Raw genomic sequence first — 19,673 nt, forward strand, 5'->3', positions numbered from 1 at the left:
GGACACCCCGTCATCGCAGGGCTTTTTAGACGATTTGACGACGTCATCGGCGAGGATGGTGAACACAGGGTTTCACCGTGATCCGCATGGTTTCGAAATGGTGGACGGGCGTGGCGGCAGCGCTCACGGCACGGACGTCAATCGAAAATTTACGACACCATCGATAGCAAAGATTCTTGAGTCAATTTTCCGCGAATTAAGCGGAAGGCAATCACTTGCGATTTATCGAGAGTTGCTAGGTCCGACATCCGCGGAGATCGCCGCGGCGGGATCTAACATACAGGTCGCAAGATGCGCTTTCTGCTTCGCATCACATTCTGGCTCGGGCTGGTGCTGGTGCTCCTGCCGCGGGACAAGACGCCCGAATCGGACAAGCTGCCGCAGATCGGCGCTGCCGACGCGGTGCAGGCTGCGACCGCGGCCGTCTCCGACATGACCCAGTTCTGCAAGCGCCAGCCGACGGCGTGCGAGGTCGGCGGACAGGCCGCCACCATCATCGGCCAGCGGGCGCAGGACGGCGCAAAGAAGATCTACCAGATCATTAACGACAAGAAAGAACAGCTCGAGAAGCCCGACAAGAAGGCGCCCGACCACACCGGCTCGATCGCGCTGGCCGGCGAAGGCGATCTTGCTGCGAGCGAGGCGCCGCGCGACACCCTGTCCCAGGACGACCTCGCGCTGGAATGGCGCGGCCCGGCGCCCGCGACAGCGAATTAGCGCCCAAACCCTATCGATTTCGGCGCTTTGCGTCCCTATATTGGCCTGAACGGGAACTTTGGGCCAGCATGACGACGATCGATGAAATCAGGGACAATTTCGAGATTCTGGACGAGTGGGACGACCGCTATCGGTACGTCATCGAGCTCGGCCGCACCCTGGAACCGATGTCCGAAGCCGAGCATTCGGCCGAGAACAAGGTGAATGGCTGTGTCAGCCAGGTCTGGCTTCAGAAGCTGATTGATCGTCGCGATGACGGCGCGCCGATCCTGACATATCGCGGCGACAGTGACGCCCACATCGTGCGCGGGCTGGTCGCGATCGTTCTGTCGCTTTACTCCGGCCGCACGCCACAGGAGATTCTTGCGACCGACGCCATTGCCGTATTCGACGAGTTCGGCTTTCGCGACCATCTGACGCCGCAGCGTTCCAACGGCCTGCGCTCGATGGTCGAGCGGATCAAGACCGACGCGAAAGAGGCGCTCGCGGAAGCGTCGTAGAAACTCTACTTCCGCTTCCGCTGCTGCTGTCCCAGTCCCATCTGCTTCGCAAGCTGCGAGCGGGCCACCGCATAGTTCGGTGCGACCATGGGATAGTCGGCCGGCAGGCCCCATTTCTCGCGATATTGCTCCGGCGTCATGTTGTATTGGGTGCGCAGATGGCGCTTCAGCGACTTGAAGCGCTTGCCGTCTTCCAGACAAACCAGATAATCGGGCGCGATCGACTTCTTCAGCGAGACCGCCGGCTTCGCTGGCTCGAGCGGCGCCGTCTCGGTGCGGCCTGACGAAACGCGCACCAGCGCGCCATGCACCTGGCTGATCAGATTCGGAATCTCAGCCGCAGGCGTTGGATTGTTGCTGAGATAGGCCGACACGATGCCCGCCGTCAGCTCAACGAAATTCTTAGCCCCAGCATCCGACATCGGCCCCGCCTTTCTCCACCTTGCGTCTCACGCGAGAGACGACGCCAAAGTATTCCGTGTCAACAATACGTTCGGCTGAAATGGGACGACTAAGGAATCAAGAACACCACCGCTTTACTTGTCTACCCTAGCGTTTTGCCTGCACCAGATTTGCCTGCGCCCGCTCTCAAGCGCCGCGCTGGTCGAGGTGGGAGCGCAGCTCGTCGATCGAGGCAAAGCGCATCATCCCCTCAGGCATCTGGGCTTCGATCGAGCCATCGGAATAGAGCGAATAAGCCATGCCGTCGACGATGCCGGATTTGAGCACGGTCACAGGCGTCTGCTCGGCCGCAGCCGCAGGCTCGGGTGCGGGCGGCGGAGCAGGCTCAGCGAAGGTCGACGGCGAGCGCGGTGGCGGGCGCCGCGCGGCGGCCGGCGGCTCCGGAGGCCTCATACGGTCCGGCTTCGGCCAGGCGTCGTCAAAGCTCGCAGGCGGCGTCTCCGGGGCGGCAGGCTCCGCCGACGGCTCGGCATGCGGCAGCGGCGGCAAGCCCTCGCCGGTCTTCGCTTCCGCGCGCTCACGCTCCTTGCGGGAGGTCGAGGCGAACAACAGGTTGCGCCGGCGCGGCGGTTCCGGAACCTCAGGCGGGCTCGGAGCTTCCGGCGCTGGCGGCGGCTCGACGCGCGGACGCTCGCGCGCGGCTGCTTCGTTCTGCCAAGGCAGCGGTCCTGCGGCCGGCAATGGCGGCGCCGGCTCCATCTTCTCGGCGCCCGCCGGCTCAGGCGCGGGGGCAGGCGTCCCGGCCATCCCGAGACCCGGCAGCACGGGCCTGACCCGAACGTCGGATGGTGCAATTGATCCAGCCAGCCGGCGAGCGATGCCCTTCAACTCCGCGACCACCACGTAGAGGCCGGCCAGTAACAGTCCGGAGCAGACGCCGATGGTACCGGAGATTATGAGGGTACTGCCGAGACTGAATTCCCTGACGGTGAAGCCGAACAGGATCGCAAGGAGGCCCGCCAAAACGGCGAAAATCCCCGCGATCAACAATGCCAACGCCATCGAACTCACCCCCGGCCGCGCAGCCATACGCGACACTCGTCACGCCACGATACCGTCATCCGGTGTTCCACGCCAACGTCGAATTATAGGCTGCGTTCCTAAAGGAAAGGAAATCAGGGACTTATTCACATTCCCTTCAGCTACGGCTCGCTACTTCTAGGCTGCTCTCAAGTTGGTCGGATTTGCTGCGTTGCATCAGGAATTTAGCCATAATGCCCAATTACTTGGTAATGGAACTGCGCTATAGGGATTCCGGGGAGCAGGCCCGCGCGCACCAGCAGGGCCAAGAGGGGATTCCGGGTCACCAATAGCCATGACATCCATCACGACTTCGGCGATCGACACGCCTCTGCGGCGCTCGGTTGAACGGACTTGCGACGATCTCGCCATGCTGGTGCTGGCTGCGGTCGCCGTCATTGCAGGCTTGACCTTCCGCGACTATGGGCTCGGCTGGGACGACTACACCCACGCCGAATATGCCGACCTGCTGCTGCGCATGTTCGGTTCCGGTTTCAAGGACACCGCGGCACTCTCCTTCGCCAACCTCTATATGTATGGCGGCGGCTTCGACATGGTCGCGGCCCTCCTGCACAAGGTGATTCCGCTCGAGCTGTTCGAGACGCGCCGTCTGGTCGGCGCCGTCGTCGGCGTGATCGGACTTGCCGTGACGTGGCGGCTCGGCCGCCGTATCGGCGGCCCGCTTGCGGGACTTGCCTCACTCTTGCTGCTCGCGCTCTGCCCGATCTTCTACGGCCACATGTTCATGAACCCGAAGGATGCGCCCTTCGCCGTGGCCATGATCATCCTGATGCTGGGCCTTGTGCGCCTCGCCGAGGAATATCCGCAGCCTTCGCCGCGCACGATCTTGATCGTCGGCCTTGGTGCCGGCCTCTCGCTCGGCACCCGCATCCTCGGCGGCCTTGCGCTGGTCTATGCCGTAATCGGCTTCATGCCGCTGTTCCTGGAGGAACTGCGCAGCGAGGGCCTGCGCGAGTCGGTCCGACGCTTCGCTCATGTCGTCTACGTGCTGCTGCCCGGCCTCGTGCTCGGCTATCTCGTGATGGGGCTGATCTGGCCGTGGTCGATCATGGAGCCCGGCAATCCCTTCGAGGCGCTGACCTACTTCTCGCACTTCTTCGAGAAACCCTGGAAGGAGATGTTCGACGGCGCGATCGTATCCGTGCCTGACATGCCCTGGTCCTATCTGCCGACGCTGTTCGCACTTCAGTTGCCCGAGGTGATGCTGGTGCTGACGTTCGGCGCCGTGATCGGCACCTTGGTTATGCTGCCCCGCCGCGAGGTCCCAGCCCGCCGCAAGACCATCCTGCTGATGCTCACGCTCGCCGCGACGCTGCCGCTCGCGATCGCGATGGTGAAGCGACCGGCGCTGTACAATGGCATCCGCCATTTCGTCTTCGTGATCCCGCCGATGGCGGTGCTCGGCGGCCTCGCCTTTGGCTGGGCCATGGAGCGCCTGCGCGCCAATCATCGCACCTGGCAGCCGGTCGTGCTCGCCACCTTCTGCTTTGGCCTTGCGCTCTCGCTCGCCGAGATGATCCGCCTGCATCCCTATCAATACACCCACTTCAACCACATCGCCGGCACCGTGCGCGGCGCCGACGACCGCTTCATGCTGGATTATTGGGGCCTCGCGCTGAAGCAGGCCTCCGACGAATTGCGCGAGCAGCTGGTCGAACGCCAGGAAGTGCCGCCGCGCAATCGGAAATGGAAGGTCGCCGTGTGCGGTCCGCAGCGTCCCGCCCAGGTCGCGCTCGGCCCCGACTTCACCATTGGCTGGGATTCCAATGCCGCCGATTTCGCCATGACGCTCGGTGAGTTCTACTGCAAGGGCCTCACCGCCCCCGTGCTGGTCGAGATCAAGCGCGACGACGTGGTGTTCGCCCGCGTCTACGATATCCGCGGCAGCAGCATTTCCAGCCTGCTCTCGATCCCGGCGCCGTAAAAATTCTTCTCTCTTGTAGGACCGTAGCCCGGATGAGCGCAGCGACATCCGGGGCCTATCAGGCAGCCCCGCATGTCGCTTCGCTCATGCGGGCTACGCTGGACTGCCGCGCTTTGTGTGCCTTGCTGGCAGGTCGCGGCAGGACTACGCTCCCTCCCTGCAACAACGATGTTCGGAGAGATCAGCCATGTCGCCAGCGGAAGCGCGCCTGAAGGAAGTGCCGTCGAACATGACGGAGGCCGAGTGGCAGCAACGGGTCAATCTCGCCGCCTGCTATCGCCTCGTCTCGCTCTACGGCTGGGACGACTTGGTCGACACCCACATCTCAGCGCGCGTGCCCGGCCCCGACCATCATTTCCTCATCAACCCCTACGGGCTGATGTTCGACGAGATCACGGCGTCGAGCCTCGTCAAGGTCGATCTGCACGGCAACCAGCTCTCCGAGAGCGAATACAGCGTCAACCCCGCCGGCTTCACCATCCACTCGGCGATCCACGAGGTTCGCGAGGACGCCATCTGCGTGCTGCATCTTCACACCCTCGACGGCACCGCTGTCTCGAGCAGCGCCGAAGGCCTGCTGCCGCTGAACCAGACCGCCCAGCTCGTCACCCACGACCTCGCCTATCACGACTACGAAGGTATCGCCCTCGACCACGACGAGCGGCCGCGGCTGCAGAAGGACCTAGGCGACCACAACCACATGCTCTTGCGCAACCACGGCACGTTGACGGTCGGGCGCTCGGTCGCCTCGGCCTTCGAGCGCATGTATCACCTCGAGCGAGCCTGCTCGATGCAGGTGCGTACGCGCGCGCTGGGCACGCCGGTCTACCCGGTCGACGATGTCGCGATCGACAAGAACACCGAGCTGCTCGCCAACCGCGACCGCGCCGAGCTGCGCGCCACCAACCTCGTGTGGCCACCGCTGCTACGCAAGCTGGACCGCGAGCTTCCGGGCTACCGCTCTTGAAATTTTCGGGATTTGGTGTAGGGTAACGGTCAACGAACCTCTACGCCTTTTGGAATGAAACGCCGCCCAATTCCGGGCAGCGTTTTTATTTGTAAGGTCTCGTAGGGTGGGCAAAGCGAAGCGTGCCCACCATTGCCGATCGCGATCCGGGACAGATGGTGGGCACGGCGCTTTGCGCCTTTGCCCACCCTACGCACTGCGCCCTACTTCACCTCCGCCAGCGCCGCGAGGATGCGGGCCCAGGAACGGATGCCTTTCTGGAAACTGCGGAGGTCGTACTTCTCGTTCGGCGAGTGGATATTGTCGTCGTCGAGGCCGAAACCGACGAGCAGCGAATCCAGCCCAAGCGTACGCTTGAAGTCCGCGACGATCGGGATCGAGGCGCCCGAGCCCATCAACACGGTCTCCTTGCCCCATTCCTCGGTCAGCGCGGTCTTGGCCGCGGCGAGCGGCTTCATGTTCCAGTCGAGCGCGATTGCAGGCCCGGCAGAGTGGTCGCCGAACTCGACCTTGCAGTCTCCCGGAATGCGCGCCGTCACGTACTCACGGAAAGCCTTGCGGATCTTTTGCGGATCCTGCCCTTCGACCAGTCGGAACGAGACCTTGGCCGAGGCGTGCGACGGGATCACCGTCTTCGAGCCCTCACCGATATAACCGCCCCAGATGCCGTTGACGTCGCAGGTCGGACGCGTGGAAGCTTGCTCGACCAGGAGCCTGCCCTTCTCGCCGGCCGGTATCGATAGCCCAACTGGCTTGAGGAATGTGTCCGGCGTGAAATCGAGCTTCTTCCACTGCGCGAGAATATCCGGCGGCGTGTCCTTCACCCCATCATAGAAGCCCGGAATGGTGATGCGATTGTCGTCGTCGAACAGCGCGCCGAGAATTTTGGTCAGCACCCGGATCGGGTTCATCGCGCTACCGCCGAACACGCCGGAATGCAGGTCGCGATTGGCGGCGGTGATCTTGAGCTCCTCATAGAGCAGGCCGCGCAGCGAGGTCGTGATCGCCGGCGTGTTGCGGTCCCACATGCCGGTGTCGCAGACCAGCACGTAGTCAGCCTTAAACTCGTCCTTGTTGGCTTCGATGAAGGGCACGAAGTTCTTCGAGCCGACTTCTTCCTCGCCTTCGATCAGGAACGTGACGTCGATCGGCAGCGACCCCGTCACCTTCTTCCAGGCGCGGCAGGCCTCGACGAAGGTCATGACCTGGCCCTTGTCGTCCTCGGCGCCGCGCGCCACGATGATCTTGCGACCATCGGCATGGTCGGTCACAACAGGCTCGAATGGCGGACGGTGCCAGAGCTCGAGAGGATCGACCGGCTGCACATCATAGTGGCCGTAGAACAGCACATGCGGACGGCCGCCCGCGACGCTCTTGCCGACGACCGCGGGATGGCCGGCGGTTGGCCTCACTTCAGTGGCAACGCCGAGGCTCGCGATGTCCCTGGCAAGATGCTCGGCCGCCGCCTTGCAATCGGCCGCGAAGGCCGGATCGGCGGAGATCGACTTGATCCGCAACAGCGAGAACAGGCGCTCCAGGCTGTTGTCGAACTCCTTGTCGATGTGGTCGAGCACGGATTGAAGCTGCGCATTTGCCATTGGTCGTATTCCCTGCGTTCGAATCCCGAGACGTCGGCTCAAGATGTCTTCTCAAGAACTATCGGCTTTTAGCGCTGCCGCGGCGTTGAGGCCAGCCGCAACCGGCGGATGCCGGATGTGCCATGCGAGACTAGCTGCGAGCACCGCCGTGGCGACGAGGTTGTTGCCCCAGGCCTGCAAGACATTTGGAAACCACGGCAGCGCCAGCAGCATGAGGATGCCGGCGGCGCCAAGGGCGAGCCAGGTTCCCAGGCGCACGTTCGCCCGCTCGTCGAAGGCGGCACGATGCATCAGCACCGTCATCGGGAAGAACAGCCACATGAAGTAGTATTGCCGCGCCAGAGGCGATGCCACCGTCATCAGGCAGAACAGGATGCCGAGTTCCTCGGCGTCCGAGCGCGCCGTACGCCGCGCTTGCCGTGGCATGACCGCGACGAAGCCGAGTCCGAGCAACGCCGACAGCGCCAGCACGATCCAGTTCGCCGTCCTGTAATCGACGTCGATGACATTCATCGTGCGCGCCGGCTTGCTCGGATCCTCCTGATTGTAGTTGATTGGCCGGACCAGCCGGTGCGTGACAGCAATGAGTGACTGGTTCACCCACGACCAGTTCTGCTCGTCGCGCTGGCCAAATCCTTTTTCCGAACTCGACCCGACCATGCCCTGATACCAGGTCTTGACCTCGGCGGCGTTGCGCTCGAAGCCGCGAATGGGGGCCGGCACGATATAGAGAAGTATGCCGGCGAACGCGACCGTAGCGACGGCGGCTCCCCAGTTTCGCCGCCAGACCAGATAGGGCAGCACCGCAATGGGAAACACCTTGATGGCGGCGGCGAGCGCGAACATGAAGCCTGCGAGCCAGGAGCGCTGATGCTGCAAACTCCAGAAGCCGTAGAGCATCATCGCCAGCAGGACGAGGTTCGGCTGGCCAAGATCGAACATGTCGAACACGAAGGTCACGGTGACGAGAGCGGGCAGCGCCTCCAGCCAAGGGCCAGCCGTGCGGCCCGAACCGGTCATGGCATTGGAGAGCATCCCGGTGTACCACCACGCCGCAATATTCAGGATCGACAGCACGCTGTAGAGCGCGATCTTGCCGAACCAGCTCGGGACTGCCAGCAGGATCGCCGGCAGCGGTGGGTAGATGAACTCGAAGTACTGGTGGATATCGCCGGGATAGAGCGGCCCACCCTTCAAGACCTGCTGCCCGGCCCAGTACCACAGGCCGTAGTCCTTGGTCTTGCCGTGCCCGAAGATCTCGGGACCAAGGACATCGGCAGCCAGGATGAAGCAGCAGAGCAGGAAGAGCAGGTCGAGTGGCGCACGCAACGACAGGGTTCGGAGTGCGCCGGATCGAACGAAAGATTTAGGTGAGGTCACGATGTGGTCCAGTCAGGGGCCATAGCACCTAGCAGACCAACGAACGCTTGGAGAGTCCTGATCACCCGAATTTGTACCCGCCGCGCACAAGCGGCGGGTTTGCGGAGGAGTTGCCTCAAACGAGGCTTTCTGCCTACCTGCGCAGCAAGCCGCCGAGCGCGCCGCGGACCAGCGTGCGGCCGATCGAGCCACCAAGCTGGCCGGCGACGGACTTGCCGATATTGGCCGCCATCCCCCCGATTACCTGATTGGTGACCGATCGGGTCACGTCGCGGGCGATGACCTGGCCCGTCGAGAGGCGGCCGCGCTTGACGTTCGTGCCGAAGATGGTGCCGACCATCGAGCCGATCTGGCCGAGGATGCCACCGCCTCCAATGCCGCCAGCCGCGCCGGGATCGGCAGTCGCCGCCGTGCCGGCAATGCGCTTCTGGATCATCTCGTAGGCGGACTCTGCATCAACGGCGGTGTCGTATTTGCCCTTCACCGGACTTGCATCCATGATCGCCTTGCGCTCTTCCGGCGTGATCGGTCCGATCCGGGCCGATGGCGGCCGGATCATCACCCGCTCGACCATCGCCGGCGTGCCGTTGCCTTCGAGAAAGGACACCAGCGCCTCGCCCTTGCCGAGCTCCATGATCACCTTGGCGGTGTCGAGCTTCGGGTTGGGGCGGAAGGTCTGGGCCGCAGCGGCGACCGCCTTCTGGTCGCGCGGGGTGAAGGCGCGCAGCGCGTGCTGCACCCGGTTGCCCAATTGTCCGAGCACGCGGTCGGGCACGTCGACCGGGTTTTGAGTCACGAAATAAACGCCGACGCCTTTGGAGCGGATCAGGCGCACCACCTGCTCGATCTTGTCCATCAGCGCCTTGGGCGCGTCGTTGAACAACAGATGCGCCTCGTCGAAGAAGAAGACCAGCTTCGGCTTGGGCAGGTCACCGGCCTCGGGCAGCTCCTCGAACAATTCCGACAGCATCCACAGCAGGAATGTCGCGTAAAGCCGTGGGCTCTGCAGCAGTTTGTCGGCGACGAGGATGTTGACCATGCCGCGGCCGTCGCGGTCGGTCTTCATGAAGTCCTTCAGCGTCAGCGCCGGCTCGCCGAAGAATTTGGTGGCGCCCTGGTTCTCGAGCACCAGAAGCTGGCGCTGGATGGTGCCGACCGTGGCCTTGGTGACATTACCAAAACCCTGCGCCGCCTTCTTGATCTCGGCAAGCGGACTGTCCTCGGCATCCGTCCCCTTCTTGCCCGCATCGGGCACGATGGCATCGAGCAGCGCGCGCAGATCCTTCATGTCGATCAGGGTCAGCCCGTTGTCGTCGGCGACGCGAAAGGCGACGTTGAGCACGCCTTCCTGCACGTCGTTCAGGTCCAGCATACGTGCGAGCAGCAGCGGGCCCATTTCTGTGACGGTCGCACGGACCGGGTGGCCCTGCTCGCCGAACACGTCCCAGAACACCGTCGAGAACTGGTCGGGCTCGAACGTCAGTCCCATCTCGGTGGCGCGCTTGACGATGAAATCCGCGGGCACGCCGACCTCGGAGATGCCCGAGAGGTCGCCCTTGATGTCGGCCGCGAAGACCGGAACACCGGCGCGCGCAAATCCTTCCGCCATAACCTGCAGCGAGACCGTCTTGCCGGTTCCGGTTGCACCTGTGACGAGGCCGTGGCGATTGGCGAACGCCAGCGTCAGCCAAGCCTGCTCGTTTCCTTTACCGACGAAGATTTTGTCGTCGGTATCACCGAGCTTGCTGTCCTGTGCGGTCATTATTCCCTGATCTCTCTGCCCTGTTTCGCATATCGAAATTCGAATGCACAGTTCCGTAGTTTAACGCATGTCGCGCGCTGATTGAAACCATTCAACGCGCTCCGGGCATGCGACTCGTCGGAAATATGCAGGTGGACATCCGCCGAAAGTAGGAAGGACGCATTCGCATCGCGGCATTTTTTTGCCGATTTCATCTCCGCTCTTGCATCACTGCAACACTTCTCGCGCGTTCGAGAATGAATCGGAACGTTGATGGCGTTCATCGCTTGTATTTCACACCACACCGGCTCAAGATCATTTTCGAAAGCAATACTCCGGCATGTGAACCGGCTGAGGGGCGGCCATATGGACGAGCTAATCGGGCGGCTGGCGACAAACGCCAGCATAGATAGTGCTGTCGCCGAAAAGACCGTCGGCATTATCTTGGGCTTCCTCCGCAACGAGGGTCCTTCCGACAGCGTCCAGGTCCTGATCGACGAGATTCCAGGTGCAGAAGCGGCAATCGAGGCATCCGGCACCGGCGGAGGACTGTCGCGGCTGATGGGCGGCGGCCTGATGGCGGTCGGCACGCGCCTGATGGGCCTGGGACTTGGCATGTCCGAGATTCAGAACATCGCCCGTGAACTTTTTCGCTTCGGCCGAGACAAAATCGGAGCGGATCAGATGGGCAAGATCATCGCGGGGACCCCGGGCCTCAGCCAGTTCGCCTGACGCCTGCGCATTTCACATCGAGTATCATGACATATCCGATCTCCGAGATTGAGGGCCTGTCGGCCTTTGCCGCCAACAAGTTGAAGGCGCAGGGTATCCGCACCACCGACGCGCTGCTCGAGGCGGCTTCGACCGTGAAGGGCCGCAAGGCGCTCTCCGCGAAGACCGGCATCAGCGAGCAGTTGCTGCTGGAATGGGCCAACGTCTCCGACTACATGCGCATCCCCGGCATGGGCAGGGCCAAGGTCGGTCTGGTCCGCGCCGCCGGCGTCACCACCGTGCGCGAGCTCGCCTACCGTAACCCGGCAAGGCTCGCCCAGAGCATGCGGGACGCCAACGAGAAGAAAAAGCTGCTCCGCATCCTGCCCTCGGAGAAGTCGGTCGGCGACCTCATCGCCAAGGCGAAGAAGCTGCCGCCAAAGATTTCGTATTAGGACTGCTGCTCTCCGCATACGGGGTGGGCGCTACTCTCTCGGCATTGTTTTGCCCGATGAGCAACAATGCATCCCAACTCTGCCGTCATACCCCGCGAAAGCGGGGTATCCAGTACGCCGCGGCTCCTCCGTATCGCGGCACTGTCTCTGGATACTGGATTGCCCGCTTTCTGTTTAGACCGGAGACATAGCTGACGCCTGTTCGGACACATCACTGACAGTTTGGCTGCGCGTCAAGTCGATTGATCCGACCTGCCAACTGGCAAAGAAGATTCCGTAGCGGCCGTCGCGGTCGAGCGGCCTCACGGCCAGCTGCTCGCCGCAGAAGGCTTGAGGGACTTTCCACATTTGCCCTTTGAAGGCGATGTAGCTCCGCGTCGAGGAGACGGTGCGAACGATCTCCCCGGCGTCGTATTGGATCTTCGGCACACGATCCGGCATGGCGCGTAAACTGGGCCGGTAGCGATCGGCGGGAATGCCCATGCCCAAGCTCTCGTGGGGCCGCTCCAGATTGTAGACCGTTCGCCAGCTATCGAGGGCACGCTGGACTTCCGCCAAAGTGCGGAACGTGCGCAGAGCGAACACTTCTGCTTTCAAGCTGCGATGGAAGCGTTCGTTCTTGCCTCGGCCCTGAGGATGACGTGGCCTGGCATGGACCACCCTGACGCCGAGCTTGAGCAGCCATACCTTCAGCGCAGTCCAGCGAACGCCCGAGGTGTCGCCCCAGGGAGAACCGTTGTCGAGGTAGAAGGCCTCCGGCAGCCCATAGCGTCGGAAGGTGTCGGTCAGATGCCTCTGCACATCAGGTCGCTGCTCGTTGGCGCACGCCTTCAAACACAGCGCATAGCGGGAGTGGTCATCGACCATGGTTAGCGGATGGCAACGCCTTCCGTCGGCAAGCGGCATGTGGCCCTTGAAGTCCATCTGCCAGAGTTGATTGGGCGCGTCCCTCTCGAACCGGTGGCCTGAAGGGCTCGGCGCGGCTTTCTCGCTCGGCTTGATCCGTTCGTTCCGGCACAGGATCCGATGCACTGTGGAGGGCACCGGTACGGTCTGGCCGCCGCGCTTCAGGCAATGGGCAATCTTGCGCGCTCCCCAAGCCGGATGCTTGTCACGCACAGCCAGAACCCGCGCCTCGACCTCAGGCACGCTCCGCTTGGGCATGCTCTTGGGCCGGCGCAACTGATCCGCCAGTTCATGATCTCCAGCCTGCCAACGCCGCAGCCATTTGTAGCCCACATCAGGACTGATCCCGAACCGCCGGCACAACTCCCGCCGGTTCGCCCCTTCCTGCAACGCAAGCCGCACAAACTCCCGTCGCTGATCCATCACCGACACCTCGTTCCAGGGCATGGAAGGCCTCCCGAATCGACCATTCCAGCCCAGTTTGAAGTGTCAGCTATGTCTCCGAACACCTGTCAGTGATCTGTCCGGTCTAAACATTTCGCGGGCAATGACAGCGAGGGTGTGCGACGCCCTGTCCAAACGCTGGCAACCCACGCCTTCCCGTCTTGACTCCCCCTCCCCGACCGCTAAAGCGGGCCGCATGAATGCCTCGCCCTCCCCATCCGTCCCGGCGGCCGGTTCAGTCGAGCCTGACGTGCTGCGGACGCTGCTGGAGCGGCCGATCCCGGCGGTGATGGGCGTGCTCAACGTCACCCCGGATTCATTCTCCGACGGCGGCGAATTCATCGCGCCCGAGCAGGCACTCGCGCGGGCACGGGCGATGATCGAGGTGGGGGTCGACATCATCGATATCGGTGCCGAGTCCACCCGGCCCTACAAGGGCGCCCGGCCGGTCACCGCGGCAGACGAACTGGCCCGGCTCAAGCCGGTGCTATCGGACATCGTGGCGCTCGGCGTGCCGGTCTCGATCGACAGCATGAAGGCCGAGGTGGTGGCCTTTGCGCTCGATCAGGGCGCTGCGATCGCCAACGACGTCTGGGGCCTGCAACGCGACGCCGGCATGGCGCCGCTGGTGGCCGCGAGGAGCGTCCCTGTCATCGTCATGCATAACCGCGACAGGGTCGATCCCGCCATCGACATCATTGCGGACATGAAGGCGTTCTTCCAGCGCTCGCTGGATATCGCGGCACAAGCCGGCATCGCCCGCGACAAGATCGTGCTCGATCCCGGCATCGGCTTCGGCAAGACGGCAGAACAGAGCATGATTGCGCTGGCACGACTTCGCGAGCTCGACATGTTCGGCCTGCCGATCCTCGTTGGTGCCTCGCGAAAACGCTTCATCGCCTCGGTGTCGCCGTCGGAGCCGACCGAGCGGCTCGCCGGCTCGATCGCCGCACATCTGCTCGCCGCACAACGCGGCGCGAAAATCATCCGCACCCACGACGTCGCCGAGACCTTGCAGGCCCTGCGAGTGGCGCACGCAATCGAGAGCAAGCCATGACCGATACGATCTTCGTAACCGGCCTGTCGATCCATGCCCGCCACGGCGTGATGGAGCACGAGACCGAGGTCGGCCAACGCTTTGTCATCGACCTCGAGCTCTATACCGACCTGTCGGAGCCTTCCCGCAGCGACCGGCTCGCCGACACCGTGTCCTACGCCGACGTCGTGGCGACCACCACCGCGGCCTTCAAGAACACCAATTACAAGCTACTGGAGCGCGCGGCCGGCGCGGTGGCCGACGCCATCCTGTCGCACTTTCCGCGCATCCGTGCGGTCAAGATCACCGTGCACAAGCCGCATGCGCCGATCGCCGCGATCTTCGACGACGTCGGCGTCATGCTGACGCGCTCGCGGCACCCCTGACATGTCGAGCGTCCTGATTGCGCTCGGCGGCAATGTCGGCGATGTCCGCGCGACCTTCCAGAAGGCAATCGCCCATATCTGCGGCATGGCGCAGGCCGCTTTGATCGCGCGCTCGTCGGACTATGCGACGCCGCCCTGGGGCGACGAGGACCAGGCTCCCTTCATCAACGCCTGCATCGAGATCGAGACCAGCCTTGATCCGCATGCGCTCCTGTTCGTGATGCAGAAGGTCGAGCAGAAATTCGGCCGCACCCGCGATAAAGAGCGGCGCTGGGGCCCGCGCACGCTCGATCTCGACATGATCGCCTATGACGATGTGTCGATGCAGAAGCCTGACCTGACCCTGCCGCATCCGCGCCTATTCGAGCGCGCCTTTGTGCTGGTGCCGCTGGCCGAGGTCGCGCCCGACCGCGTGATCGCAGGCATTCGTGTCCATGACGGTCTCGCCAGCGTCTCGACACAAGGCATTGAGCGGCTTCCGGATACCGGTTAACCAAAAACAACCGTTTGCAGGGACGGCCGGCCGTGGCAATTTCGCCTGCGAACAACAAGATTTTCGGGAGCCCTTCGCCGCATGACCTCCGCGACTGACGACCTGCCGCTGGCGGCGGATTTTCCCAAGGCGACCGTCGACGACTGGCGCAAGCTGGTCGATGGCGTGCTGAAGGGCGCGCCGTTCGAGAAGCTGGTCGCCAAGACCTATGACGGACTCAAGATCGATCCGCTCTATCCGCGCGCCAAAGGTGTTGCGCCCGTGGTGGGCCGGCCGGCGGCGGCGCCCTGGCGGATCATGCAGCGGATCGACCATCCCGATGCAAGTGCGGCGAATGCGCAGGCACTGACCGATCTCGAAAATGGTGCGACGGGTCTGGCGCTGGTGTTCGCCGGCGGCAATGCCGCTCACGGTTTCGGGCTGGAACCGACCGCAGACGCAGTCGCAAGGATCTTGAAGGACGTCCATCTCGATGCCGGCATCGGCCTCGAGCTCGAGATCGGTCCGCAATCGCGGATGGCGGCGATCCACGTCGCGGAATATGTGAAGAGCAAGGGCATCGATCCCGGGGCCTGCGACATCCGCTTCGGGCTCGATCCGCTCGCGGCCTGCGCGGTGTGGGGCCACAGCCCCTATACCTGGGATGAGATCGTTCCGGCCATCACCGGCGGCGTCAAGGGCCTCTCCGCGCTCGGCTTCAAGGGGCCGTTTACATCGGCGGACGGACGCGTGATCCACGATGCCGGTGGCTCGGAGGCGCAGGAGCTCGCCTTCGCGCTCGCCTGCGGCGTCGCTTATTTCCGCGCGATCGAGGGCGCGGGCGTTCCTCTGGAGCAGGCGCAGGGCATGGTCTATGCGCGGCTTGCCGCAGATGCAGACCAGTTCCTCACCATGGCAAAATTCCGCGCATTGCGGCTGCTGTGGGCGCGTATCGAGACGGCGTGCGGGCTCACGCCAAAACCGCTGTACATCGCCGCCGATACCGCCTGGCGCATGCTGACGCAGCGCGATCCCTATGTGAACATGCTGCGCGCGACCATGGCGACGTTTGCGGCCGGACTCGCCGGCGCCAACGCGGTCACCGTGCTGCCGCATACGCTGGCGCTCGGCCTGCCCGATCCATTCGCGCGGCGCGTGGCGCGCAATACTCAGCTCGTGCTGCTGGAAGAGAGCAACCTCGCCAAGGTCAGCGATCCCGCGGCAGGCGCAGGCGGCATCGAGACGCTGACCGGCCAGCTCTGCGACGCGGCCTGGGCGCTCTTCCAGGAGAGCGAGAGAGCCGGCGGCGCCTTCGCTGCGCTTCAGCAGGGCCTGTTCCAGAGCAAGGTCGCGGCTGCGCGAAAAGCCCGCGACGCCAACATCGCAAAACGCCGCGACGTGCTGACCGGCGCCAGCGAGTTTCCGAACCTGCACGAGAACGAAACTGCGGTGCTGAAGGCGACGCCGATCGCGCTGGCGCCTTATGGCGAGCAAAAATACAAGTTCGACGCGCTGCCGCCGATCCGGCTGGCGGAACCGTTCGAGGCGCTGCGGGACGAATCCGATGCGGCCTTGAAGGCACACGGCGCGCGGCCGAAAGTCTTCTTGGCCAATCTCGGCACGCCCGCTGATTTCACGGCGCGCGCGACCTTTGCCAAAAGCCTGTTCGAGACCGGTGGCATCCAGGCCGTCGACAGCCAGGGCTTCGCCGATCCGGCCCAGTTAGCTGCAGCCTTCAAGGCCTCCGGTGCCGGGCTCGCCTGCCTTTGTTCCAGCGACAAGGTCTATGCGGAACACGCCGAAGCCGCGGCGCAGGCCCTGCAAACCGCCGGCGCCCGACTTATCTATCTGGCAGGCCGCCCGACCGATGCCGAGGCGGCGCTGCGTGCAGCCGGCGTCACCGGCTTCGTCTTTGCCGGCGGCGATGCGCTTGCCACGCTGCAAGACACCTATCGACGGATGGAGCAGCCATGACAGACGCAGGCAAACCCGTTCTCACCGGCGGCTGCCAATGCGGGGCAGTGCGCTTTGGAGTCACGACGGCGCCGAACAGGGTTTCGATCTGCCACTGCCGGATGTGCCAGAAGGCCAGCGGCGCGCCGTTCGCCTCTTTTGCCGACATCAACAAGACGGACTTCGCCTGGACCAAGGGGAGTCCGTCGTTCTTCCGCTCCTCCTCCATCGCCGAGCGCGGCTTTTGCGCCGCCTGCGGCACGCCGCTGAGCTTTGGCCGCATCGACGGCGACCGGATCGAGATCATGACCGGCGCCTTCGACCGTCCTGACCACGTGGTGCCGACTCGGCAGTTCGGCACCGAGTCCCGTCTCGGCTGGGTGGTCGGGATCGCCAATCTGCCGAGCCAGACCACGCAGCAGAATTACGGGCCGGAAAAGATGGCGACCATCGTCAGCCATCAGCATCCGGACCATGATTGAGGCGCCGCCATGTTTCAGCTGCTCGGACAAACGTTGCTCGGTCTGGCAGAATGGAAGATTGGGAAGCTGTTCGCGCGGCTGCTCTGGGTTGGGACCGGCCAAATTACTCAGAGCCGCTTGGACGATCCCGTCTACAAGAAAAATGTGCAAAAGCTGATTGAGCGCAATCGCAGGTTTGAGGATCCCAAGGAATGACCCGCATTCCCAATTTCGCCGACGTCGCCTTCGAGCGCGCTGCCGCCGGCGCCCCGACCGGCAGCGCCGAGCCGTGGCTGACGCCCGAGGGCATTCTGGTGAAGCCCGCTTATAGCGAGGCCGATCTGGCCGGGCTCGACTTCCTCGATACCTATCCGGGCATCGCGCCTTATCTGCGCGGCCCCTACCCGACCATGTATGTCAACCAGCCTTGGACCGTCAGGCAATATGCCGGCTTCTCCACCGCGGAGGATTCCAACGCGTTCTATCGCCGCAATCTCGCAGCCGGACAGAAGGGCCTCTCGATCGCGTTCGATCTCGCCACCCATCGCGGCTATGACAGCGACCATCCGCGCGTCGGCGGCGACGTCGGCATGGCCGGCGTTGCCATCGATTCCATCTACGACATGCGCACGCTGTTTGCGGGCATTCCGCTCGACCAGATGAGCGTGTCCATGACCATGAACGGCGCGGTGCTGCCGATCCTCGCGCTCTACGTTGCGGCCGCCGAGGAACAGGGCGTGCCGCCGGAGAAGCTCTCAGGGACCATTCAGAACGACATTCTGAAAGAGTTCATGGTGCGCAACACCTACATCTATCCGCCCGCGCCTTCGATGCGGATCATCTCGGACATTTTTGCGTATACCTCGCAAAAAATGCCGAAATACAATTCGATCTCGATCTCCGGCTATCACATGCAGGAGGCCGGCGCGACGCAGGACCTCGAGCTCGCCTATACGCTGGCCGACGGCGTCGAATATCTTCGTGCCGGCCTTGCGGCGGGCCTCGACGTCGACCGCTTCGCGCCGCGGCTGTCGTTCTTCTGGGCGACCGGGATGAACTTCTTCATGGAAGTGGCCAAGATGCGCGCCGCGCGGCTGCTCTGGGCAAAGCTATTGAAGCCGTTCAACCCCAGGGATCCGCGCTCGCTGTCACTGCGCACGCATTGCCAGACATCCGGCTGGTCGCTGACCGCGCAGGACGTCTTCAACAACGTGATGCGCACGACTGTGGAAGCGATGGCGGCGACGCAAGGCCACACCCAGTCGCTGCACACCAATGCGCTCGACGAGGCGCTCGCTTTGCCGACCGACTTTTCGGCGCGCATTGCCCGCAACACCCAGCTCTTCCTGCAGCACGAGAGCGGCACCACCCGCATCATCGATCCCTGGGGCGGCTCGTATTATGTCGAGCGTCTCACCCGCGACCTCGCCGCCAAGGCCTGGGGCCACATCCAGGAGGTCGAGGAGCTCGGGGGTATGGCCAAGGCGATCGAGGCCGGCGTACCGAAGCTGCGCATCGAGGAAGCCTCGGCCAAGACCCAGGCCCGCATCGACGCCGGCAAGCAGGCGGTGATCGGCGTCAACAAATACAAGCCGACGGACGAAGCTCCGATCGATATCCTCAAGGTCGACAATACCAATGTCCGCCGGCTCCAGATCGACAAGCTGACGCGGCTGAAGTCCGAACGCAACCAAAAGGACGTCGAGGCCGCGCTCGCCGCGCTGACGCGCTCGGCGGGCGAAGGCAACGGCAATCTGTTGGCGCTGGCCATCGACGCTGCGCGCGCGAAGGCAACCGTCGGCGAGATCTCGGACGCGATGGAGAAGGTGTTCGGCCGGCACCGCGCCGAGATCAAATCCATCACCGGCGTCTACAAGCGGGAGGCGTCCAGCATGGGTAACCGGGTCGAGAAGGTTCAGGCGCTGATCGACGCCTTCGAGGAGGCGGAAGGCCGCCGTCCGCGCATCCTGGTCGCAAAAATCGGTCAGGACGGTCACGACCGCGGCCAGAAGGTGATCGCGTCGGCCTTCGCCGATATCGGCTTCGACGTCGACATTGGGCCGCTGTTCGCGACCGCCGACGAAGCCGCGCGCCAAGCGGTCGAGAACGACGTCCACATCCTCGGCGTCTCCTCGCTTGCCGCCGCCCACCTCACCGCAGTGCCGGAGCTCAAGGCCGCGCTGAAGAAGCAGGGCCGCGACGACATCATGATCATCGTCGGCGGCGTGGTGCCGCCACAGGATTACGATGCGCTCTACGCGGCCGGCGCGGAAGCCATCTTCCCGCCGGGCACGGTGATCGCGGACGCGGCCGAGGAGCTGATCCGCAAGCTGAACGCCCGGCTCGGGCATAGCGAGGCGGCAGAGTAATTCGGCCGCCGCTCGGCAATCCGCCCATTCTTCACCGAGACCGCCGACAACGACGCCGCCATGACCGCAATGGTGAAGGGGGTGACTGCATCGCTCATGGTCGCAAAGATGAAGCGCGATGCGAGCGCGACTGCGACGACTGGTTCGCGG

General features: G+C 63.9%; 19 protein-coding genes. 13 read left to right on the top strand and 6 right to left on the bottom strand.

Annotated elements, in window-relative coordinates; all coding sequences use genetic code 11:
* Positions 1 to 291 precede the first annotated feature (291 nt).
* Positions 292 to 717, top strand: a complete 426-nt coding sequence (locus RX329_RS29865) for a DUF5330 domain-containing protein (protein ID WP_085362369.1) — start codon at positions 292 to 294, stop codon at positions 715 to 717.
* A gap of 68 nt (positions 718 to 785) precedes the next feature.
* Entirely contained in the window at positions 786 to 1,217 is a 432-nt protein-coding gene (locus tag RX329_RS29870; protein WP_018456863.1) for a SufE family protein, read from the top strand.
* Positions 1,218 to 1,222: 5 nt separating this feature from the next.
* Here RX329_RS29870 and RX329_RS29875 read toward each other — a convergent pair whose 3' ends face one another.
* Complete coding sequence (locus tag RX329_RS29875) at positions 1,223 to 1,639, bottom strand: MucR family transcriptional regulator (RefSeq protein WP_018456864.1); 417 nt, start codon at positions 1,637 to 1,639, stop codon at positions 1,223 to 1,225.
* Positions 1,640 to 1,805: 166 nt separating this feature from the next.
* Positions 1,806 to 2,681, bottom strand: coding sequence for a hypothetical protein (locus RX329_RS29880; RefSeq protein ID WP_085385861.1), 876 nt, complete (start codon positions 2,679 to 2,681; stop codon positions 1,806 to 1,808).
* A 313-nt stretch (positions 2,682 to 2,994) separates the two neighbouring features.
* Here RX329_RS29880 and RX329_RS29885 point away from each other — a divergent pair, with 313 nt between their 5' ends.
* Positions 2,995 to 4,644: an ArnT family glycosyltransferase gene (locus tag RX329_RS29885; protein ID WP_085352270.1), complete on the top strand. Its 1,650-nt coding sequence runs from the start codon at positions 2,995 to 2,997 to the stop codon at positions 4,642 to 4,644.
* Positions 4,645 to 4,831: 187 nt separating this feature from the next.
* On the top strand, positions 4,832 to 5,611 hold the full coding sequence (locus RX329_RS29890; RefSeq protein ID WP_018456867.1) for a class II aldolase/adducin family protein: 780 nt from the start codon (positions 4,832 to 4,834) through the stop codon (positions 5,609 to 5,611).
* Positions 5,612 to 5,814: 203 nt separating this feature from the next.
* Here RX329_RS29890 and RX329_RS29895 read toward each other — a convergent pair whose 3' ends face one another.
* The 3 genes from RX329_RS29895 to RX329_RS29905 all read right to left on the bottom strand — a co-directional run bounded on the left by RX329_RS29895 (position 5,815) and on the right by RX329_RS29905 (position 10,351).
* On the bottom strand, positions 5,815 to 7,209 hold the full coding sequence (locus RX329_RS29895; protein WP_085352269.1) for a M20/M25/M40 family metallo-hydrolase: 1,395 nt from the start codon (positions 7,207 to 7,209) through the stop codon (positions 5,815 to 5,817).
* 51 nt (positions 7,210 to 7,260) lie between these two features.
* Positions 7,261 to 8,589 (bottom strand): glycosyltransferase family 87 protein, encoded by a 1,329-nt coding sequence (locus RX329_RS29900; protein ID WP_085385862.1) that lies wholly within the window; start codon positions 8,587 to 8,589, stop codon positions 7,261 to 7,263.
* A gap of 133 nt (positions 8,590 to 8,722) precedes the next feature.
* A complete protein-coding gene (locus RX329_RS29905; RefSeq protein ID WP_085362366.1) occupies positions 8,723 to 10,351 on the bottom strand; it encodes a helicase HerA-like domain-containing protein in 1,629 nt (542 codons plus the stop codon).
* Positions 10,352 to 10,696: 345 nt separating this feature from the next.
* Here RX329_RS29905 and RX329_RS29910 point away from each other — a divergent pair, with 345 nt between their 5' ends.
* Together RX329_RS29910 and RX329_RS29915 are read left to right on the top strand one after the other, a co-directional pair.
* Complete coding sequence (locus RX329_RS29910) at positions 10,697 to 11,062, top strand: hypothetical protein (protein ID WP_085362365.1); 366 nt, start codon at positions 10,697 to 10,699, stop codon at positions 11,060 to 11,062.
* Positions 11,063 to 11,088: 26 nt separating this feature from the next.
* Positions 11,089 to 11,496 (top strand): DUF4332 domain-containing protein, encoded by a 408-nt coding sequence (locus tag RX329_RS29915; protein ID WP_317244747.1) that lies wholly within the window; start codon positions 11,089 to 11,091, stop codon positions 11,494 to 11,496.
* Positions 11,497 to 11,670: 174 nt separating this feature from the next.
* On the opposite strand, the gene RX329_RS29920 is transcribed toward RX329_RS29915, so the two are convergent.
* Positions 11,671 to 12,849 carry an IS481 family transposase gene (locus RX329_RS29920; RefSeq protein ID WP_317244478.1) on the bottom strand — a complete coding sequence of 393 codons (1,179 nt, stop codon included), beginning with the start codon at positions 12,847 to 12,849 and terminating at the stop codon, positions 11,671 to 11,673.
* Between the two features lie 193 nt (positions 12,850 to 13,042).
* On the opposite strand from RX329_RS29920, the gene folP reads away from it, so the two are divergent.
* From folP to scpA, 7 genes are all read left to right on the top strand, one after another.
* Positions 13,043 to 13,903, top strand: coding sequence for a dihydropteroate synthase (gene folP / locus RX329_RS29925; protein WP_085352266.1), 861 nt, complete (start codon positions 13,043 to 13,045; stop codon positions 13,901 to 13,903).
* Entirely contained in the window at positions 13,900 to 14,268 is a 369-nt protein-coding gene (gene folB, locus RX329_RS29930; RefSeq protein WP_018456874.1) for a dihydroneopterin aldolase, read from the top strand. Before folP ends, folB begins: the two co-directional genes overlap by 4 nt.
* A 1-nt stretch (position 14,269) precedes the next feature.
* The gene (gene folK / locus RX329_RS29935) at positions 14,270 to 14,761 is read left to right on the top strand and encodes a 2-amino-4-hydroxy-6-hydroxymethyldihydropteridine diphosphokinase (protein ID WP_085352265.1); all 492 of its coding nucleotides are present in this window, start codon (positions 14,270 to 14,272) and stop codon (positions 14,759 to 14,761) included.
* A gap of 81 nt (positions 14,762 to 14,842) precedes the next feature.
* Positions 14,843 to 16,714: a methylmalonyl-CoA mutase subunit beta gene (locus tag RX329_RS29940; protein ID WP_085362364.1), complete on the top strand. Its 1,872-nt coding sequence runs from the start codon at positions 14,843 to 14,845 to the stop codon at positions 16,712 to 16,714.
* A complete protein-coding gene (locus RX329_RS29945; protein WP_085352263.1) occupies positions 16,711 to 17,175 on the top strand; it encodes a GFA family protein in 465 nt (154 codons plus the stop codon). The genes RX329_RS29940 and RX329_RS29945 overlap by 4 nt, the downstream gene beginning before the upstream one ends.
* 9 nt (positions 17,176 to 17,184) lie before the next feature.
* Positions 17,185 to 17,370: a hypothetical protein gene (locus RX329_RS29950; RefSeq protein WP_018456878.1), complete on the top strand. Its 186-nt coding sequence runs from the start codon at positions 17,185 to 17,187 to the stop codon at positions 17,368 to 17,370.
* A complete protein-coding gene (gene scpA / locus RX329_RS29955; protein WP_085362363.1) occupies positions 17,367 to 19,523 on the top strand; it encodes a methylmalonyl-CoA mutase in 2,157 nt (718 codons plus the stop codon). Before RX329_RS29950 ends, scpA begins: the two co-directional genes overlap by 4 nt.
* Positions 19,524 to 19,673: the final 150 nt, after the last annotated feature.

This window comes from Bradyrhizobium sp. BWC-3-1 (assembly GCF_032917965.1).
Classification (GTDB): Bacteria; Pseudomonadota; Alphaproteobacteria; order Rhizobiales; family Xanthobacteraceae; genus Bradyrhizobium; species Bradyrhizobium canariense_D.

Coding starts and splice junctions, on each gene's coding strand:
- RX329_RS29865 (WP_085362369.1), top strand. CDS start 292: ATGCGCTTTCTGCTTCGCATCACATTCTGGCTCGGGCTGGTGCTGGTG.
- RX329_RS29870 (WP_018456863.1), top strand. CDS start 786: ATGACGACGATCGATGAAATCAGGGACAATTTCGAGATTCTGGACGAG.
- RX329_RS29875 (WP_018456864.1), bottom strand. CDS start 1,639: ATGTCGGATGCTGGGGCTAAGAATTTCGTTGAGCTGACGGCGGGCATC.
- RX329_RS29880 (WP_085385861.1), bottom strand. CDS start 2,681: ATGGCGTTGGCATTGTTGATCGCGGGGATTTTCGCCGTTTTGGCGGGC.
- RX329_RS29885 (WP_085352270.1), top strand. CDS start 2,995: ATGACATCCATCACGACTTCGGCGATCGACACGCCTCTGCGGCGCTCG.
- RX329_RS29890 (WP_018456867.1), top strand. CDS start 4,832: ATGTCGCCAGCGGAAGCGCGCCTGAAGGAAGTGCCGTCGAACATGACG.
- RX329_RS29895 (WP_085352269.1), bottom strand. CDS start 7,209: ATGGCAAATGCGCAGCTTCAATCCGTGCTCGACCACATCGACAAGGAG.
- RX329_RS29905 (WP_085362366.1), bottom strand. CDS start 10,351: ATGACCGCACAGGACAGCAAGCTCGGTGATACCGACGACAAAATCTTC.
- RX329_RS29910 (WP_085362365.1), top strand. CDS start 10,697: ATGGACGAGCTAATCGGGCGGCTGGCGACAAACGCCAGCATAGATAGT.
- RX329_RS29915 (WP_317244747.1), top strand. CDS start 11,089: ATGACATATCCGATCTCCGAGATTGAGGGCCTGTCGGCCTTTGCCGCC.
- RX329_RS29920 (WP_317244478.1), bottom strand. CDS start 12,849: ATGCCCTGGAACGAGGTGTCGGTGATGGATCAGCGACGGGAGTTTGTG.
- folP (WP_085352266.1), top strand. CDS start 13,043: ATGAATGCCTCGCCCTCCCCATCCGTCCCGGCGGCCGGTTCAGTCGAG.
- folB (WP_018456874.1), top strand. CDS start 13,900: ATGACCGATACGATCTTCGTAACCGGCCTGTCGATCCATGCCCGCCAC.
- folK (WP_085352265.1), top strand. CDS start 14,270: ATGTCGAGCGTCCTGATTGCGCTCGGCGGCAATGTCGGCGATGTCCGC.
- RX329_RS29940 (WP_085362364.1), top strand. CDS start 14,843: ATGACCTCCGCGACTGACGACCTGCCGCTGGCGGCGGATTTTCCCAAG.
- RX329_RS29945 (WP_085352263.1), top strand. CDS start 16,711: ATGACAGACGCAGGCAAACCCGTTCTCACCGGCGGCTGCCAATGCGGG.
- RX329_RS29950 (WP_018456878.1), top strand. CDS start 17,185: ATGTTTCAGCTGCTCGGACAAACGTTGCTCGGTCTGGCAGAATGGAAG.
- scpA (WP_085362363.1), top strand. CDS start 17,367: ATGACCCGCATTCCCAATTTCGCCGACGTCGCCTTCGAGCGCGCTGCC.